General features: G+C 65.8%; 17 protein-coding genes. All 17 read right to left on the bottom strand.

All coding sequences use genetic code 11. The features are described from left to right. Positions 1-58 precede the first annotated feature (58 nt). Positions 59-1,282 (bottom strand): ABC transporter permease, encoded by a 1,224-nt coding sequence (locus tag ACQGNJ_RS08930; protein ID WP_426688892.1) that lies wholly within the window; start codon positions 1,280-1,282, stop codon positions 59-61. A gap of 1 nt (position 1,283) precedes the next feature. After that, a complete protein-coding gene (locus ACQGNJ_RS08925) occupies positions 1,284-2,582 on the bottom strand; it encodes an ABC transporter permease (protein WP_426688891.1) in 1,299 nt (432 codons plus the stop codon). Positions 2,583-2,657: 75 nt separating this feature from the next. Further along, entirely contained in the window at positions 2,658-3,887 is a 1,230-nt protein-coding gene (locus ACQGNJ_RS08920) for an ABC transporter permease (protein ID WP_426688890.1), read from the bottom strand. Positions 3,888-3,894: 7 nt separating this feature from the next. Then, a complete protein-coding gene (locus ACQGNJ_RS08915) occupies positions 3,895-5,199 on the bottom strand; it encodes an ABC transporter permease (protein ID WP_426688889.1) in 1,305 nt (434 codons plus the stop codon). Positions 5,200-5,301: 102 nt separating this feature from the next. After that, complete coding sequence (locus ACQGNJ_RS08910) at positions 5,302-6,561, bottom strand: ABC transporter permease (protein WP_426688888.1); 1,260 nt, start codon at positions 6,559-6,561, stop codon at positions 5,302-5,304. A 10-nt stretch (positions 6,562-6,571) separates the two neighbouring features. Further along, positions 6,572-7,894, bottom strand: coding sequence for an ABC transporter permease (locus ACQGNJ_RS08905; RefSeq protein WP_426688887.1), 1,323 nt, complete (start codon positions 7,892-7,894; stop codon positions 6,572-6,574). A 135-nt stretch (positions 7,895-8,029) separates the two neighbouring features. Beyond that, the gene (locus ACQGNJ_RS08900) at positions 8,030-9,268 is read right to left on the bottom strand and encodes an ABC transporter permease (protein ID WP_426688886.1); all 1,239 of its coding nucleotides are present in this window, start codon (positions 9,266-9,268) and stop codon (positions 8,030-8,032) included. Positions 9,269-9,279: 11 nt separating this feature from the next. Then, entirely contained in the window at positions 9,280-10,590 is a 1,311-nt protein-coding gene (locus ACQGNJ_RS08895; protein WP_426688885.1) for an ABC transporter permease, read from the bottom strand. An 82-nt stretch (positions 10,591-10,672) separates the two neighbouring features. After that, positions 10,673-11,395: an ABC transporter ATP-binding protein gene (locus ACQGNJ_RS08890; protein WP_426688884.1), complete on the bottom strand. Its 723-nt coding sequence runs from the start codon at positions 11,393-11,395 to the stop codon at positions 10,673-10,675. A 120-nt stretch (positions 11,396-11,515) separates the two neighbouring features. Beyond that, positions 11,516-12,787, bottom strand: a complete 1,272-nt coding sequence (locus ACQGNJ_RS08885) for an efflux RND transporter periplasmic adaptor subunit (protein ID WP_426689063.1) — start codon at positions 12,785-12,787, stop codon at positions 11,516-11,518. A gap of 175 nt (positions 12,788-12,962) precedes the next feature. Further along, complete coding sequence (locus tag ACQGNJ_RS08880; RefSeq protein ID WP_426688883.1) at positions 12,963-13,541, bottom strand: hypothetical protein; 579 nt, start codon at positions 13,539-13,541, stop codon at positions 12,963-12,965. Between the two features lie 97 nt (positions 13,542-13,638). Beyond that, on the bottom strand, positions 13,639-13,845 hold the full coding sequence (gene hemP, locus ACQGNJ_RS08875; RefSeq protein WP_426688882.1) for a hemin uptake protein HemP: 207 nt from the start codon (positions 13,843-13,845) through the stop codon (positions 13,639-13,641). Between the two features lie 86 nt (positions 13,846-13,931). Continuing rightward, complete coding sequence (locus ACQGNJ_RS08870; protein WP_426688881.1) at positions 13,932-14,906, bottom strand: potassium channel beta subunit family protein; 975 nt, start codon at positions 14,904-14,906, stop codon at positions 13,932-13,934. Between the two features lie 123 nt (positions 14,907-15,029). Further along, entirely contained in the window at positions 15,030-15,554 is a 525-nt protein-coding gene (locus ACQGNJ_RS08865; protein ID WP_426688880.1) for a phosphatidylglycerophosphatase A family protein, read from the bottom strand. Continuing rightward, positions 15,551-16,519, bottom strand: a complete 969-nt coding sequence (gene thiL, locus ACQGNJ_RS08860; protein WP_426688879.1) for a thiamine-phosphate kinase — start codon at positions 16,517-16,519, stop codon at positions 15,551-15,553. Before thiL ends, ACQGNJ_RS08865 begins: the two co-directional genes overlap by 4 nt. 21 nt (positions 16,520-16,540) lie before the next feature. Then, complete coding sequence (nusB, locus tag ACQGNJ_RS08855; protein WP_426688878.1) at positions 16,541-16,993, bottom strand: transcription antitermination factor NusB; 453 nt, start codon at positions 16,991-16,993, stop codon at positions 16,541-16,543. After that, positions 16,990-17,454 (bottom strand): 6,7-dimethyl-8-ribityllumazine synthase, encoded by a 465-nt coding sequence (gene ribH / locus ACQGNJ_RS08850; RefSeq protein WP_426688877.1) that lies wholly within the window; start codon positions 17,452-17,454, stop codon positions 16,990-16,992. Before ribH ends, nusB begins: the two co-directional genes overlap by 4 nt. Between the last annotated feature and the right edge of the window lie 2 nt (positions 17,455-17,456).

Here is a 17,456-nt window from a genome sequence, read left to right as displayed (position 1 = left end):
CGGTCGGCCGGCGCAGCGCCCGGCAGCGGGTTCCCGCGCGTTCGTTGCGCCCGGTTCCTCACACGGATCGGGTTGCCACCACCGGCGGCACCGCAGCGGCCCGCAGCGCCGGACCGAGCACCGCCAGTTGCCCGATCAGCCACAGTGCCAGCGCGCCCATCGGAAAATAGATCCCCGGCAGGCGCGGCAACTCGTAGCGGGTCATCAGGAACAGGTTGATGCCGTAGGCCAGCGCCATGCCGATCACCACGCCAATGGTGGCGAGCAGGAAATTCTCGGCCTGGAAGTAATGCAGGATGTTGCGGCGGGTGGCACCCAGCGCGCGGCGCACGCCGATGGTGCGGCGGCGTTGCGCCACCCAGAAGCTGGCCAGGCCGACGATGCCCAGTGCAGTGACGATCAGCAACGCGACAATCACGCCGACCAGAATGCCGGCCATGGCGCGATCATTCTGGAAGAAGTCGCTGCGGATGTCGTCGAGCGTCTTCTTCTCGAGGATGATTCGGTGCGGATCGGCTTTTACCAGCGCCTTGGCCGCGCTCGCCAGTACCTGCTCGCGTTGTCCCGGAGCCGTGCGCAGCACGTAGCGCGAGGCAGTGGCGCTGCTCATCCGTAACGGAAAGATCATCGTCCATTGCGCCGCGTCGTCACCCATGAACAGGGACGGCCGGATCAGCGCCTGCACCACGCCGATCACGCGCACCGAGGTCTGGCCGAGATAGATCTGCTTGCCCAGCGCACTCCGGCCCGGCCACAGCCGGTCAGCCATGGCCTGGGTAATGATCACCGAACCCACCTTGCTCTGCAGGCTGGGGTCGGCACGAAGGTCATCGAAGTCAAGGTAGTCGTCGGCACTGAAGTCGCGCCCCGCCACCAGGCGCGCGCCAAATGTGCCGACCAGGCCCTCGCCCATGTACTGCGTGGCGTTGAGCGTGGGCAGCTTCTGATCCGCTTCCAGCCTGATGCTGGTGTTCTGCGAGCTGTTGGTGAACGGCACCTGGTTGACCAGCGCCGCCATGGTCACGCCGGGAATCCGTCGCAACATCGCCAGGTCTTCCTGCGCACGTGCCTTGCCGTCGACGGCCTTGCCGATTTTCGCGACCTGGATATGGACCAGTTCATGCTCGGCCACGCCGCTGGGCATCCTGCCGCGATCCAGTCGCTGGCTGATCAGGAACACCGCGTTGCAGACGATGGCGCAGGTAAGCGCGATCTCCAGGATCAGCAGCAACGCCGGAATCTTGTGCCGGCGCAAGGTCGAGAGGATGGGCAGGATGTCCATGTCAGTTGCTCTTCAGTTGCAGCGCAGGGGGAACCAGGCAAGCACGCCAGGCGGGCAGCAAGCCGGCCAGCAGGCTCGCCACCACGGCGACCACGAATGTGGTCAGCAACATCGGCAGATCCAGGTGGGCCAGCTCGGCATAGTCCGAAGGCTGCTTGCGCACCAGCCACAGGCCGAGCAGCGACAGCAGCAGGCCGCCGCTGCCACCGGCAAGACCAATCGCCCCGGCTTCGGTGAGAAGTTGCGCGAACAGCGAGCGTCGCGAAGCGCCCAGCGCGCGACGCACGCCAAGCTCCCCTGCGCGGCGCATGAACTTGGCCAGCATCAGGCCGACCGTATTGACCAGGCAGACCAGCAGGAAGCCCAGCGCCAGCCAGACCTGCAGGCGCACGTCGCCGGGCACCACCTTGTTGTAGTCGAGCCAGGCCATCAGGTCGGGCAGGCGTACATTCGACGGGCGCTCGAACCGGCCCAACGTCTTTTGTTCCTGCGAATAGTTCTGCAGGAATTGCCGGTACGCCGCCACCTCGCTGGCCGAGTCGAGCTGCACCCAGAACTGCAGCCAGGTGCAGGTGGAAATCTTCATGTCGGGGCTGGAGCCCTTGCCCCAGCAATCGGTCGAGCCATTGCGTGGGAACTTCAGGTCGACCGCGGCGGTCAGCGGCACGAACACGCCCTCGTCGGACGAGTAGCTGCCGGTATTGAGATCATAGAAGTGCGGGGTCGGACGCCAGCTGTCCAGCACCCCGACAATGCGGAACGCCACATCGTCCATGCGCAGCGTCTGCCCGCTGCTGTCCTTGCCGGCGAACAACTTGTCGTTGAGTTCGCGGGTCAGCACGGCCACCCGGGCGCCGGCTTCGTCATCAGCCGCATTCCAGCCGCGTCCGTAGAGGAACGGCACGTCGAACATCGGAAAGAAGTCGGCGGTGGTGTAGCGCGCATCCTCGAAGAACGGGTCGACCGAGGACTGTGCCGGCTGCACCGGCACCGCGCCGCCGGTCATCAAGGCCTGGTGGCGTGCGCGTTTGGCATGCAGCAGGGCCATGCCGTCGATCCAGGTGACCTGCATCGGCGGATCGTCCTGCGGCTTGTAGCCATTCATGTCCTGCGGATCCAGCTGCGGATAGAACAGCCGACCGCTCTTGTTCGGCAGCGGGTCGCCCGACAGCACGTGCAGCACGGTCAGCGTGGTCATGCTGGCGCCAATGCCCAGCGCGATCGCCACCACCATCAGCGCGGTGAGCGCCTTGTTGCGCTTCAAGCTGTGCAGGGCCAGGTCGAGGTAGTAGGCGAACATGTTCCAGATCTCTCCGTTCAACGCATCACTTCGGCAGGAACCCGCTGGTGCGCGGCTTCTGCGGATATCCGCCCCTCACGCGCTTCGCGTCGCCACCACCGGTGGAACGCTGGCGGCCCGGCGCGCCGGGCCGAACACCGCGAGCTGGCCAAGCGCCCACAGCGCCACGGCACCACCGGGCAGGTAATACCAGGGCATTCGATCCATCTCGTAGTGCTGCATCAGGTAGACGTTGATGCCAAAGGCCAGGGCCATGCCGAGCAGCACGCCAGCCGCGGTGAGCAGGAAGTTCTCGGTCTGGAAGTACTGCATGATGTGGCCGCGGGTGGCGCCCACCGCGCGGCGGATGCCGATCTGCCGGCGTCGCTGGCCGACCCAGAAACTGGTCAGGCCGACGATGCCGAAGGCGGTTACCGCCAGCATCACCACGCAGACCAGCACCAGCATCCAGGCCATGCTGCTCATGTCGGCAAAATAGTCGTGGCGGATATCCACGTAGACCTTGCCCTTGGCGACCGCCGCCGGATCCAGCGCGGCCAGTTTCTGTTCGGCCTCGCGCATGATCCGGTCGCGATCTTTTGGCGCGCCGCGCAGGATGTAGTAGCCCAGGGCGCCCTTGCTGCCCGCCGCGCTCATCGGGAGGTACACCGCCTCGTAGGACTTGCCGGTGTTCTGCGTATACACGTTCGGGCGCAGGACATCCTCGACCACGCCAACCACGGTGTAATAGTAAGGCTTGGAATAGATCGTCTTGCCCAGCGCCGACCCGCCCGGCCAGAACTGCCTGGCGGCGCTTTGCGTCATGACCACCACATGGGTTTCGGGCAGAGGTGCGGTGTCGAACTTGCTGCCGGCCAGCTCGTCGTTGCTGAAGAAGCGCCCCTCCAGCACGTGCAGTCCCAGGGTCTTGTCACCGCCCTCGCCGATGAAATACAGCGACACGTTGACGTTCTTCTGGTTGGCGATGACCGAGTCCGGGGTCACTCCGAAACTCCAGCCCCAGTTATTGTGACTGAGCGGCAGGCTGCTGGTGACGGCCGCCTGCTGCACCCCGGGAATGGCCCGCAAGGCGGCAAGATTGCGCGGGATGTCGCTGCCGACGAGCTTGTCGTCGATGCCGCGCAGCGTGACGGATACCAGGCCCTGCTCGTCGATCGCATTGGGCAGGCGGATATCGCTTACCCGCTTGCTGATCATGAACACGGCATTGCACAGCACCGCACAGGCCAGCGCGATCTCCAGCACGATCAGAATGGCGGGAATGCGATGCTTGCGGAGGCTGGCGAAGATCGGGCGGATTTCCATGATGACCTCAGGCCGCTTTCAGTTGGGGAGCGGGTGCCAACACACAGGCACGCCAGGCCGGCAGGATGCCGGCGATGAGGCTGGCCACCACGGCCACGACGAAGGTGAACAGGAACATCGACAGGTCGAGGTGGGCGAGGCTGGCGTACTCGGCCGGCTGGTGGCGGATACCCAGCAGCCCGAGCTCGGCGAACAGCAGTCCCAGCACGCCACCGGCCAGGCCGACGATGCCCGCCTCCACCATGAACTGGGTGAATATCTCGCGGCGGGTGGCGCCCAGCGCACGGCGCACGCCGATCTCCTGCGAGCGGCGCAGGCACTTGGCCAGCAGCAAGCCCACCGTGTTGACCACGCAGATCAGCAGGAAGCCAAACGCCAGGCCGGCCTGCAGGCGCACATCGTCGGGTACCACCTGCTCCTGTCGCAGCCAGCCCATCAGGTCGAGCAAGGAGGTTTCGGTACGCTGGAAGCGTCCCAGGGCGACCTGCTGCCTGACGTAGCCGTCGAGGAAGGTCTTGTAGCTGGCCACCGCCTCGCTGCTGTCCAACTCGACCCAGACGCCCAGCCACTCGCATGGCGCCGTCTCGAGGTGGCGGATGTCCGGCACCGCGGCGTAGCACTCGGTGTCCTGTGGTCCCATCTCCATCGCCCGCGCCGTGTGCAGCGGCAGGAACACCGCATCGCCATCGCCGTAGCTGCGCCCGCCAAGATCCTGCGCATAGAAGCGCGGCTGCGGCGCCCACGGCTTGAGCACCCCGACGATGCGCAAGTCATGGTCATTGACCCGGATGATGCGACCGACGCTGTTGGCACCATCGAACAGCTTGTCGTTGAGGAAACCGGCGATCACCACCAGCTGCGCGCGACTGTCGTCGTCCGCCGCGGTCCAGCCGCCGCCGTACTGGAACGGTGCGTCGAACATCGTGAAGAAGTCCGACGTGGTCATCACCGCATCGTTGAAGGACGGATGCGCGTTCGCCTGCTTCGGCATGATCTTGGCCTGCGTCAGCGCCATGGCCGCCTGGTGCGTGCCGCGGTGCGCATGCAGCAGATTCATCGCATCGGGATAACTCATGATCGAGTCCGGTTTGGTTTGCCCCTCGATGTAGCCATCCTTCGAACCGGGATCGATCTGCGGGTAGAACAACTGCGCGCTCTTCTGCGGCAACGGGTCGCCGGACAGCAGCCGCAGCACGGTCAGCGTGGTGATGGTGGCGCCGATACCCAGCGCGAGCGCCAGCACCATCAGCGTGGTCAGCACTCGATTGCGCTTGAGGCTGCGCAGGGCCAGGTCGAGGTAGTAGGCGAACATGTTTGCTCCTTCAGAGCGCGATTCGGGATCGGGGATTGGGGACACGGAAGATCGGCGGCGGTGCGGGTTTCAGCTTTTCCGAATCCCCAATCCCGGCTTTCATCACACCGCCCGCGTCGCCACCACCGGCGGCACGTTGGAAGCGCGCCGCGCCGGCACGAACACCGCGCCCTGCCCGATCGCCAGCATCGCCAGCACGCCAGTGAGCACGTACAACACCGGGATGCGGGTCATCTCGTAATGGCTCATCAGCCACATGTTCAGGCCCACTGCCAGCAGGATGCCGATCACCACACCGGTACCGGCGATCACCAGGTTCTCGATCTGGAAGTAGTGCAGGATGTCGATCTTGCGTGCGCCCAATGCGCGCCGCACGCCGATCTGCCGATGCCGCTGGCCGACCCAGAAGCTGGTCAGGCCGACGATGCCGGCGGCGGTGACGCAGAGCAGGATCAGCGCGACCACGCCCATCAGGATCGCCATGCCGCGATCGGCCTGATAGGCCTTGTCGCGGATCTGGGCGAACGAGCGCACGCTGTCGTCATCCAGCACGCGCAGGGGATTGACCTTGTACAGCGCCGGCGCCACCGCGCGCATCACCGAATCCAGCTGCCCCGGTTTGGCGCGTATCGCGTAGCGCGAGAAGTTCGCATCCAGACGGGTCGGTACCAGCGTCGAGTTCCACACGAACTCGTTGGTCCAGCTGCCGGTGCCGGGCACCTGCATCCGCTCCACCAGACCGATGATCGTGGTGGGCGTGGTCGCGCCATTGAGATAGATCACCTTGCCCAGCGCATCACCTTGCGGGAACAGCTTGTCGCCGAGCGCCTTGGTCAGGATCACCAGCGAGGGCTCGCCGTTGTCGCGAAAACCCCGGTGTTCCACGTCGGCCACGGTGAAGTTGCGCCCGGCCACCAGGCGCAGGCCCAGGGTGGAGAGCGCCTGATCGTCGCTGAAGTAGTAGGTCGTGCGGGTGCCGTGGAAGCTGCCCTGGTTCGTATCCCCCGGCTTGTGGTCGATCGCGCCGTTCCACGATGAATTGAGCAGCGGCAGCGAGTTGACCGGCGCCACCGACGCCACCCCGGGCAGCGCGCGCAAGGCGGCCAGGTCGGTCAGCTGCAGGCTGTCGAGCTTTTCCACGCTGGCGGCATCGTCGCCGCTCGGCGCGCCCACCCATTGCTGGGTGACCAGCAACAGGTTGCTCTCGTCCAGACCGGTCAGCCGGTTCACCCGTTCGATGCGCTGGCCGATGATGAACACCGCGTTGCAGACGATCGCCAGGGTCAGCGCGATCTGCAGTGCGATCAGCACCACGCCGGCCTTGTGCTTGCGCAATGCGGCGAGGATGGGATGCATGGTCATGGCGTGATCCTCAATTGCTCTTGAGCTGCCAGGCGGGTTGCACCCGCGAGGCCCGGAAGGTGGGGTAGAGGCCGGCCAGCAAGGTGGCCAGCACGGCAACGAACAGGGTGAACACGAGCAGGGACAAGTCCAGTCGCGCCAGGTCGGAAATGCTCTTGGGCAGCACCAGGCCCACGCTGGCCACACCGACACCGGTCAGCAGCAGGCCCAGCACGCCGCCGGCCAGGCCGACCACGCCCGCCTCGGTGAGGAACTGCAGGTAGATCGCCTTGCGTGGCGCCCCCAGCGCACGGCGCACGCCGATCTCGCCGCTGCGGCGCAGGAACTTCGCCAGCAGCAGGCCCACCGTATTCACCAGGCAGACCAGCAACAGGCCCAATGCCACCAGCAGCGAAACCTTGGTGTCGCTTGGCACGACTTGCTCGTGATCGAGGAAGGCAGGCAGATCGCGCAGCCGGTTGTTCGGCGCCCAGGTGAACCGGCCGGCCGTCTGCTGGTTGCGCGCATAGCCGTCCAGATACTGGTGATAGGCGGTCACGGCGGACGCATCGTCCAGCTCGGCCATGTACGCGATCCAGATGCAGCTGGAGCGCTGCAGGCCGACGAAGCCGGACTCCTCCGGCCTCTCGCTGCAGTTGGTGTTGCCGTCGTTCGGGATACCCATCGCGATGGCACGCTCGAACGGCAGGAATACGTCCTCAACCTGCTCGCTGAAGCCGCCGGTGTTGACCACGTCGTAGAAGCGGGGCTGCGGATTCCAGTTGTCCAGTACGCCGACCACGCGGTAATCGTTGCCTTCGATGTTCACCGTCTTGCCCACGCTGTTGATCCCGCCGAACAGCTTCTCGTTGAGCTTGCTGCTGATCACCACCACCGCCGCACGCTGCGCATCGTCCTGCGCATTCCAGCCGCTGCCGTACAGGAACGGCACGTCGAGCATCGGGAAGAACTCGCTGTAGACGGCATGGCCGCCGACGTTGAGCGGATGCTTGCCGGCCTGCGCCGGCACCACCGATGGCGAGATCTGGTACATCGCCGACTGCCGCTTCGCCCGGTGGTCGCGCATCAAGGCCATCGCGTCGGTGTAGTTCATCGCGTCCTGCGGCTCGTTGTCATCGCCGCCGCGGTGCCCCTTCGGTCCCCAGGCATCGATCTGCGGCACGAACAGCTGCGATGACTTCCACGGAATCGGATCGCCCGATACCGCGCGAAACACCGACCAGGTGGTCATCGATGCGGCCACGCCGAAACCGATCGCCAGCACCATCAGCGCGGTCAGGCCGGGACTTCGCTTGAGGCTGCGCAGGGCCAGTTCGAGGTAGTAGCTGAACATTTCGAATGCTCCAGGTTTTGTCTCCTCTCCCTGCACAGCAGGGGGAGGTCGGAAGGGGGTAGCGCTTTTGACGTCAAGATCAAAAGCACACCTCCCCAGCCCTCCCCTGTTTCACAGGGGAGGGAGAAAAGAACGTCACACCGAGCGCGTCGCCTCCACTGGCGACACGCGCGAGGCACGCAGCGCCGGGGCCAAGACTGCGCCCTGGCCAAGCAACAACAGCACCATCACGCCGATGCCCACGTAAGCCATCGACATGCGATCCATCTCGAAGCGGGTCACCGTCCACAAGTTGAAGGCGATCGCCAGCACGGCACCCAGCACCACGCCCGCCGCGCTGATGAGGAAGTTTTCGGTGAGGAAGTAGGCGAGGATGTCGCGCCGGCGTGCGCCCAGCGCGCGGCGCACGCCGATCTGCCTGCGACGCTGGCCCACCCAGAAACTGGTGAGACCCACGATGCCCGCGGCGGTAATGGCCAGCAGCACGGCGCAGATGATGCCCATGAGGATCGCCATGCCGCGGTCGCTGTCGTACGCGCGGTGGCGAATCTCGGCGTAATCCCGGATACCGTCCTTCGCATCGATGATGCGCAGGCGGCTCTGTGCATACAGCGCCTTCGGCGCTTCACGCATCGCGTCGCCGAGCTGGCCGGGCCTGGCGCGCACGATGTACACAATGCCGCGAGCATCGGCCGACCGCAACGGCCAGATCAGCGCCTGCCCGGCATAGGGCTTGTTCCACTGGTCGGTGCCCTGCCGGTGCAGCGGATCGACGATGCCGATGATGGTGCTGGGCGTGGTGCCCATCGCGTAGAAGCTCTTGCCCAGCGCGTTGCCGGCGGGGAACAGCCGGTCGGCCAGTGCCTGGCTCACGATCACCGTCGGCGGGATGACCGACTGCTGGGTGCCCACCACCAGCACGTCGTCGGAGCGGAAGTTGCGCCCGGCGACCAACTTCAATCCCAGCGTATCGATGAAATGCTCGTCGCCCGTATACACCGCCGAATCGGTGATCGGCCGGGTCTGGTCGGGCGTCATCGTGACGTAGTTGTCCCAGCCGCCGCCGGACAGCGGGTAGCCGCTGGCGGGCGCGGCATCGCGTACGGCAGGCAACTGCCGCAACGCGAGCAGGTCGGCTTGCACCTGTGCATCGACCTGCGGCGTCGACCGATCGACTGCCCATTGATTGCGGATCACGAACACGCTGGACTCGTCCACGCCGCTGACTTCGGACAGGTTGGCCAGCCGCGAGTGGATGATGAACAACGCGTTGCACACGATGGCGAGGGTCAGCGCGATCTGCACCGCGATCAGTACGGTACCCGCCTTGTGCCGGCGCAGCGCGACGAGGATGGGCCTGATCTGGATATGCATGGCGGCTCTCCTCAACTCGACTTCAATTGCCAGGCCGGCTGCACATGCGCCGCGCGCCATGCCGGATAAAAGGCCGCCAGCACCGTGGCGACGATGGCCACGATCAGGGTGAGCCCCAGCAGCGAGAGATCCAGTTGCGCCAACTTCGCGATCTGCGGCGGAAACAGCACACCCACGCCGGCCACGCCCAGCGCGGTGAGCAACAGACCCAGCACCCCGCCGGCAAGACCCGCCATGCCGGCTTCGATCAGGTATTGCGCGTAGATCTCGCCACGCGTTGCGCCGAGGGCGCGGCGCACGCCGATCTCGCCGGCGCGGCGCATGAACTTGGCCAGCAGCAGGCCGATGGTGTTGACCAGACAGATCAGGAAGAAACCCAACGCCACGGCCAGCGAGATACGGCTTTCCGGCGGCACCACGCGCTGGTGATCCAGCCACTGCGCCACGTCGCGCAGGCGCACGTTGGGCGCCCAGTTGAAGCGGCCCGCGCGCTGCTGCTCGGCGGCATAGTGGGTGAGGAAACCGCGGTAGCGCGCGACCTCGGCCCGACTATCCAGCTCCACCCACGGCGTGATCCACACGCAGTTGCTCTGCGTGTAGTCCGCCCAGTTCGTGAAGCTGAGCTGGCCACGGCAACTGTTGCGACCACCGGGGTACATCTTCAGGTCGATGGCGCGGGTGAACGGCAGGTAGAAGTCCGGCTCGTCGGCGAAGCCGCTGGTGCTGAACAGGTCATAGAAGCGCGGGCGCGGGTTCCAGTGGCTGGTGACGCCAGCCACACGGTAGTCGTGACCGCCGAGATTGACCGTGCGGCCTACGCTGTCCGCGCCACCAAACAGTTTCTGGTTGAGTTCGCTGCTGATGACCACGTCGGCGGCGCGCGCCTCGTCGTCCTGCGCGCTCCAGCCACGGCCGTAGCGAAACCGCACCTCGAACATCGGGAAGAAGTCGCTGCCCACGGCGTAGCCATTCGCGTTCAAGGGCAATTCGCGGTTGCCATCCGGCATCACCGCCAGTTGCACCAGATACAGCATGGTTCGGCGCTTCGCTTCGCTCGCCTGCAGCAGCGCCATCGCGTCCACGTAGCTCAGCGCATCTGCCGGCTCGCCCTTCTGGTTCTGCTGCGGCCCCCAGTTGTCGACCTGCGGCGTGAACAGTTGCGCCGACTTGTCCGGTATCGGATTGCCCGACACCGCGCGAAACACCGACCAGGTAATCATCGACGCGGCCACGCCAAAACCGATCGCCATCACCATCAACGCCGTCAGCGCCGGATTACGGCGCAGGCTGCGAAGACCGAGTTGGAAATAGTAGGCGAACATGCGTGGTTTCCGTGGATGACGGCGAGGGTGGCAACGCGTTGCGTGCGCGTCGGGCAGCAGCCCGTACACGCACGCACGGCGCTCAGCCGTGCACGTCGCCGGCGCTGGCGGTATGCAGGGTGTGGAAACGCGGATCCTCGGACAGTTCGACCACCTGACCGTCGATGATGTGCACGTTGCGCTGGGCACGCGCCGCCAGTTCGGGATCGTGGGTGACCATCACGATGGTGGCACCTTCGCGATGGATCTCCTCCAGCAGCTCCAGCACGCTGCGGGCCATCTGGGTGTCCAGGTTTCCGGTCGGTTCGTCGGCCAGCAGCAGGCGCGGGCTGCCGGCCAGTGCACGGGCGATCGCCACGCGCTGCTGCTGTCCGCCGGACAGTTCGGCCGGGTAGTGTTTGGCGCGCGAGGCCAGGCCGACGCGCTCCAGCGACTCCATGATGCGCTGCTTGCGTTCGGCACTCTTCATGCCGCGATAGCGCAGTGGCACTTCGATGTTGTCGAACACGTTGAGGTCGGGAATCAGGTTGAACGCCTGGAAGATGAAGCCGATCTTCTCGTTGCGGATCTTCGAGCGCGCGTTGTCATTGAGGTTGCTGACCTCGATGCCATCGAGGTGATATTCGCCACCGGTGAAGGTTTCCAGCAGGCCGGCAATGGTCAGGAAGGTGGTCTTGCCCGAACCGGACGGACCGGTGACGGCGACGAACTCGCCTTCCTTCACGTCGATGTTGAAATCGCGCAGCGCATAGGTCTCCACCACTTCGGTGCGGTAGACCTTGGACAGGTGGGTCATCTTCAGCATGGTTGTTCCTCGGTGGTTGGAGCTGGGATTCGGGATTTGGGATTCGGGATTCGGAAAAGGCGGGGGCGGGCGTCGTTCTGCTCTTGACGAATTCCCAATCCCCAATCCCGAATCCCGTTCTCAGTTGCTGATCGCGACGGTCGCCGCGCCCTTGAAGCTGTCGGTGCCGGAGATCACGATCTTGTCGCCTTCCTTCAGGCCATCGAGGATCTCCACCTTGTCGATGCTCGATGCACCGACGCGGATCGGGGTCTTGGTGGCGATGCCGTCGCGTACCAGGTAGGCGTAGCTGCCGCCGGATTCGTCGACGAATGAGCCGCGCTGCACGGTCAGCACGTTGTCGCGCTTGTCCAGCAGCACGCGTACCGACAGGCGCTGGTTCTGGCGCAGTTGCTTCGGCGTCTCACCCTCGAAGCGCAGTCGCGCAGCTACCTGGCCGTTGACCACTTCGGGCGAGATCGCGCTGACCAGGCCTTTCCAGGTATGGCCGTTGCCGCTGATCTCGCCGGCCATGCCGATGCCCAGGTCGCGCGCGAAACTCTCCGGCACCTGCATCTCCACCTGCAGCGCAGACAGGTCGATCACGCTGAGCAGTTGCGCATCCTTGGCCACGGTGGCGCGCTCGGCGATGAACAGCTGGCCGACCTGGCCATCCACCGGCGACTTCACGTTGAGGTCGTCGACCTGGCGCTGCAGGTCCTTGACCAGCAGCAACTGGCGCTCGTGCGCGAGCTTCTTCGACTGGATGTCGAAGTTGAGGCTGTCGTTGTCGAGGCCGAGGTTGGCCTTGGCATGCGTGGTGGCGATCTTCGCCTTGTCCAGCGCATCCTTGGCCTTGTCCACGTCCATGTTGGACACCGCGCCCTTGGCATACGCCTTCTGGTAACGGTCGAGGTTGCGCTCGGCCGTGGTCTGGTCGATGACCGCGTTGTCGTAGGTTTCCTGCAGCGCGGAACGCTGCTTGCGCGCGTCGATCTGCGCGCGCCGGTACTCCACTTCCATCGCGTCGGCGTTGCTCTGTTCCTGCGCCAGCTTGTTGGTCAGCTCCGGGCTTATGATGGAAGCCAGCACCTGGCCGATCTTCACCGTGTCGCCGGCATGCACCTTCAGCGTCACCGCACCACCGGAGGTGGCGTACAAGGTGGGGCTGACCGCAGCGACCACCTTGCCTTCGGCGGCGATGTCGCGCACGAATGGACCGCGCTCGACCGTGGCGAACGCCAGCCGGGAACTGCTGACCGAGGCCGAGGCAGAGAACAGCCGGCCGATCCCCGGCGCCAGCCACACGAGCAAGGCCAGTACCAATGCGCCGGCTCCGGCCAGAATCAGCTGGCGCTTGCGGTTGGGTTTGACCTCAACCAGTTTGTCCTGAGCGGAAGTGTCGCGAATCATCATGCCGTTCCTGACCGCGTACAGCGCGGTTGCAAACGGGTGAATGCAATCCGCGTGCCACGTTCAACGAAGCCGATGATTCACCATGGATCAACGACTTGCACAAGGTCCGAACGACACCGCCGGTGTCCGCGGACACTGCACGGACAGCCGGACGAACAGCGCGCCTCGATGCTCAGTCGTTGTTCGCCAGCTGCAGCGGCACCGCCTCGGTGCAGGCGATCTGGCCGGCCAATTGCCGACCCAGCGAGGAAATCGGCATGCGCGTTTCCGCGCCCAGCACGGTGAGGCCACCCAGCCGACGAGTGTGGAAGCGCAGCACCTTCGCGCATGCCGGCCGTGCGGGCCGCAACCAGCGCGGCAACCTTCCCGCTTGTGCCAGCGCCGGCTCGAGCAGCCGATCCCACGCCAGATAGTCGGTGTCCGGCAGCAGATGCAGGCGGGCATGGCTGCGACCTTCGTGGTCCAGGCAATCGATCCACTCGCGCGGCCCATCGCTGGTGATCGCACTGGCTGCCACCAGGGTGCGGGTCTGCAGCAACGGGGCCAGTTGCATCACTTCGACCAGCACGCCGCGCGGCAGCTCTCGCAGCACCGAACCGTCAGGGCGCATGGGCACGTACAGCACGCTGCCCAACTCCGGCAAGCCGGCGATCAGGCGTGCCGGCGCGGTCTGCAGGCTGCGCCGGTTGACCGTCGAGGCGGCCTTGCTCCGGGGCAGATCCCGCCACCGGTGGACAGACGAAACGAACATCGATCACCTCGGGCAGCAGGGCCCGGCTGGCGCCCGCAGGAAGCGCACTGGCTGAGGCAGGAGATGCATGGCGCACCCGCACGCGGGCGGCGAAGAATTACTTGGTCAGGATCAGCTTGTCGTTGCGGGTAACGCGCAGATGGTATTCGCTGCCCTGGTGCTGGATCACCAGTTCACGCTCGCCTTCCAGCAGGACATGACTGGAGACGCGCCGTGCGAATGCCGGTGCGACGGCGGGCGACGACGATACCGGCCGCCGGATCGGCCGCGATGGCATGGGTTGGCTCAGTGACAGGACGGACATGGGCAATTCCATGAGCAGGAGGTGACGGCATTGATGATAATGATTCTCATTTGCCTGTCAACTCCCTCCCCATTGCCAGCGTCCCTTCAAGCGGCCTCGACCGCCTTGCGCATGCGTTGCGCCATCTCCGCATCCAGCTTGGGCAACACGTCCAGCGCGCCCAGGTTCTGCTCCAGTTGCTCGCGCCGGCTGGCGCCCAGCATCACGGTGGAAACGTGGGGATTGAGCAGGCACCAGGCGATCGACAGCTGCGCCAGGCTGCAGCCCAGCTCATCGGCGATCGGTTGCAGGGCGCGCACCTTGCCAAGTCGCTCGTCACCCTTGCCGAGCACGCTTTCGCGCAACCATGAGTAGTCGGCTTGTGCCAGCCGCGAATCGGGCGGTACGCCGTCGTTGTACTTGCCGCTGAGCAGGCCGGACGCCAGCGGCGACCAGATCGTGGTGCCCATGCCGTAGGCCTCGTACAGTGGCGCGTACTCCACTTCCACCCGCTCGCGATGCAGCAGGTTGTACTCCGGCTGCTCCATCACCGGTGCATACAGATGATTCTCGCGGGCGATCCGATGCGCCTCGTGGATCGCCTCGGCCGGCCATTCGCTGGTGCCCCAGTACAGCACCTTGCCCTGGCGGATCAGCGTATCCATCGTCGCCACGGTCTCGGCGATCGGCGTGTCCGGATCGGGGCGATGGCAGAAATACAGGTCGAGATAGTCCACACGCAGCCGCTGCAGCGCCTGGCTGCAGGCTTCCATCACGTGCTTGCGCGACAGCCCGCGCTGGGTCGGCAGCGGCTTGTCGACCGCGCCGAAGAACACCTTGCTGGACACGCAATAGCTGTCGCGGGGAAAACGCAGATCCGCCAGCACGTCGCCCATCACCTGCTCGGCCACGCCGTTGTTGTAGGTTTCGGCATTGTCGAAGAAGTTCACCCCGCGATCGTGCGCCAGCGCCAGCAGCTCGCGCGCCTGCGCGCGTCCGACCTGTTTGCCGAAGGTGACCCAGGCGCCAAACGACAGCGCGGAAAGTTGCAGGCCGGAAGTGCCGAGGCGACGGTATTGCATGGGGATGCTCCTGGATGGGGGCGCGCCGGCAACAGCGACGTGCCGATGGGGACAGCTGAGTCATCAAGCATTGTGGCCGATCAGGCGTGAGCGCCACATCAGCGATGTGACAACCGACATTGCTCAGTGCAGCAACGACAGCCCCAACGCCAGCACGATGCCCGCAAAAGCGCCGGCGATCACGTCGTCGATCATCACGCCGAAGCCGCCCTTCATGCGCCGGTCCAGCCAGCGGATCGGCCACGGCTTCCACACGTCGAACAGGCGGAACAGCACGAAACCGGCGACGGGCATCCACCAGTTCATGTGCCCGTGCGGCAACAGCGTCGGGATCGACAGCGGGATCAGGGTGATCCACAAGCCGATGAACTCGTCCCAGACCAGGCTGCGATGATCGTCGACGCCGAGTGCGCGGCCGGCCACGTTGCACACCCACACACCGAGGCCGAACCCGAGCAGCAGCACGACCACATACAGCGGCAACGGCAACTCGCGCAACAGCAGCCACGGCAGCAGCGCGGCCAGCGAGCCAAACGTGCCCTGCGCCACCGGAGCCAATCCCGAACCGAAGCCGCAGGCCAGCCAGCCAGCCGGCGCGGCCAGCAGGGCGTGGCGCTGATCCGCGCTCAAGGTCTTCTTTGCGCTCACGCGAAATGCTCCCAGCCGGCGTGATCGATGGCCATCCACGCGCCATCGAGGCCGCGCACACGCACGCCCTCGCCTTCCACGATGCGGCCGATTTTCGTCACGCCACAACCCAGTCGCGACAGGTCGGCCTGCACGTCGACCAGGCGCTGCGCCGGCACGGTGAAGCAGAGTTCGTAATCATCGCCGCCGCCGAGCGCGAATTGCAGCGCACTGGCTTCGTCGTACAGCGCCATCAGCGCCGAAGAACGCGGCAACAAGGCGGCATCGATCTCGGCGGCGACGCCGCTGCTTGCGCAGATGTGGCCGAGGTCGGCCAGCAGGCCGTCGGAGACATCGATGCAGGCACTCGCCTGCCCACGCAGCGCGACGCCCGCGGACAGGCGTGGCGTGGGCCGATTGAGTCGTTCGATCAAGAAAGTACGCAGGCCGGCGCGACTGTCGTCATCGGCCAACGGCTGCTGCAGCGCCTGCAACCCCGCCGCCGCATCGCCCAGTGTGCCGGTCACCAGCACCACGTCACCGACCCGTGCGCCGTCGCGCCTGAGCGCCTTGTCCGGCGGCACGAAGCCATGCACGGTGACGGTGATCGCCAGTGGCCCGCGCGTGGTGTCGCCACCGACCAAGGCGAGTCGATGCGGTTTCGCCAGCTTGCCGAAACCTTCGGCAAAGCCCTCGATGAAATCGGCGTCGGCGCCAGGCAGGGTCAGGCCCAGCAAGGCCCACGCCGGACTCGCGCCCATCGCGGCAAGGTCGGAAAGATTCACCGCCAGCGCCTTCCAGCCGATGTCCGTCGCCGCCGTGCCACGTGCAAAATGCACACCTTCGACCAGGGTGTCGAGCGCGATGGCCAGATGCTGGCCCACCGGCGGCAGCAGGATCGCCGCGTCGTCGCCGATGCCCAGTTGCACGTCATCGCGCGATTGCGCGGTGAGTTCGCGCAGGCGCTCGATCAGTCGAAATTCCATCGGCCGGCTCCGGTGGGCCGATCAGCGGCCGTGCTGCTTCTCGACCACGCGCAGTTCGCCGGCCAGCTTGTCCAGCACGCCGTTGACGTAGCTGTGGCCGTGGTCGGCGCCGAAGCGCTTGGTCACCTCGATCGCCTCGTTGATGACCACGCGGTACGGCACGTCGGGGCGGAACTTCAATTCATACGCGGCCAGGCGCAGCGCGGCGCGCTCGATCGGATCGACCTGGGCCACTTCACGGTCGATGTGCGGCCGCAGGGCTTCGTCGAGTGCGTCGACGTTTTTCTCCACGCCGTGCAGCAGGTCCTCGAAGTACTCCAGATCGGCGATCTCCATGTCCTGCTCGTGGCGGAACTGGTCGATCACCGCGTTCATGTGGCTGCCGGAGAGCTGCCACGCATACAGCGCCTGCAGGGCGCGGCGACGGGCCCGCGAGCGCGCCTGCATGTCGAGGCCCGGCGGCGGCTGGCTCATGCGAGGTTCCCGTAGAGGTTGACCATTTCCAGCGCGGCCATGGCGGCGTCGGCACCCTTGTTGCCCGCCTTGGTGCCGGAACGCTCGATCGCCTGCTCGATGCTGTCGGTGGTCAGCACGCCGAACGCCACCGGCACGCCGGAGCTGGTCGCGGACTGGGCCAGGCCCTTGGCGCATTCACCCGCCACGAAATCGAAGTGCGGGGTGGAACCACGAATCACCGCGCCAAGCGCGATCACCGCGGCATACTTGCCGGAGTTCGCCAGCTTGTGCGCAGCCAGCGCGATTTCCCACGCACCCGGCACGCGGATCAGGTCGATCGCATCGTCCTTCACGCCGTGGCGTACCAGTGCGTCGCGCGCGCCGGCCACCAGGGGTTCCACGACGAAACCGTTGAAACGGCCGGCGACGATGGCGAAACGGCCCTTGGGCGTGGCGAAATCGCCTTCGATGATCTTCATTG

Source organism: Rhodanobacter ginsengiterrae, from assembly GCF_050026815.1.
GTDB lineage: Bacteria > Pseudomonadota > Gammaproteobacteria > Xanthomonadales > Rhodanobacteraceae > Rhodanobacter > Rhodanobacter ginsengiterrae.
Note: the sequence above shows the minus strand (reverse complement) of the source record. Positions and strands in the feature narration are given on the sequence as shown.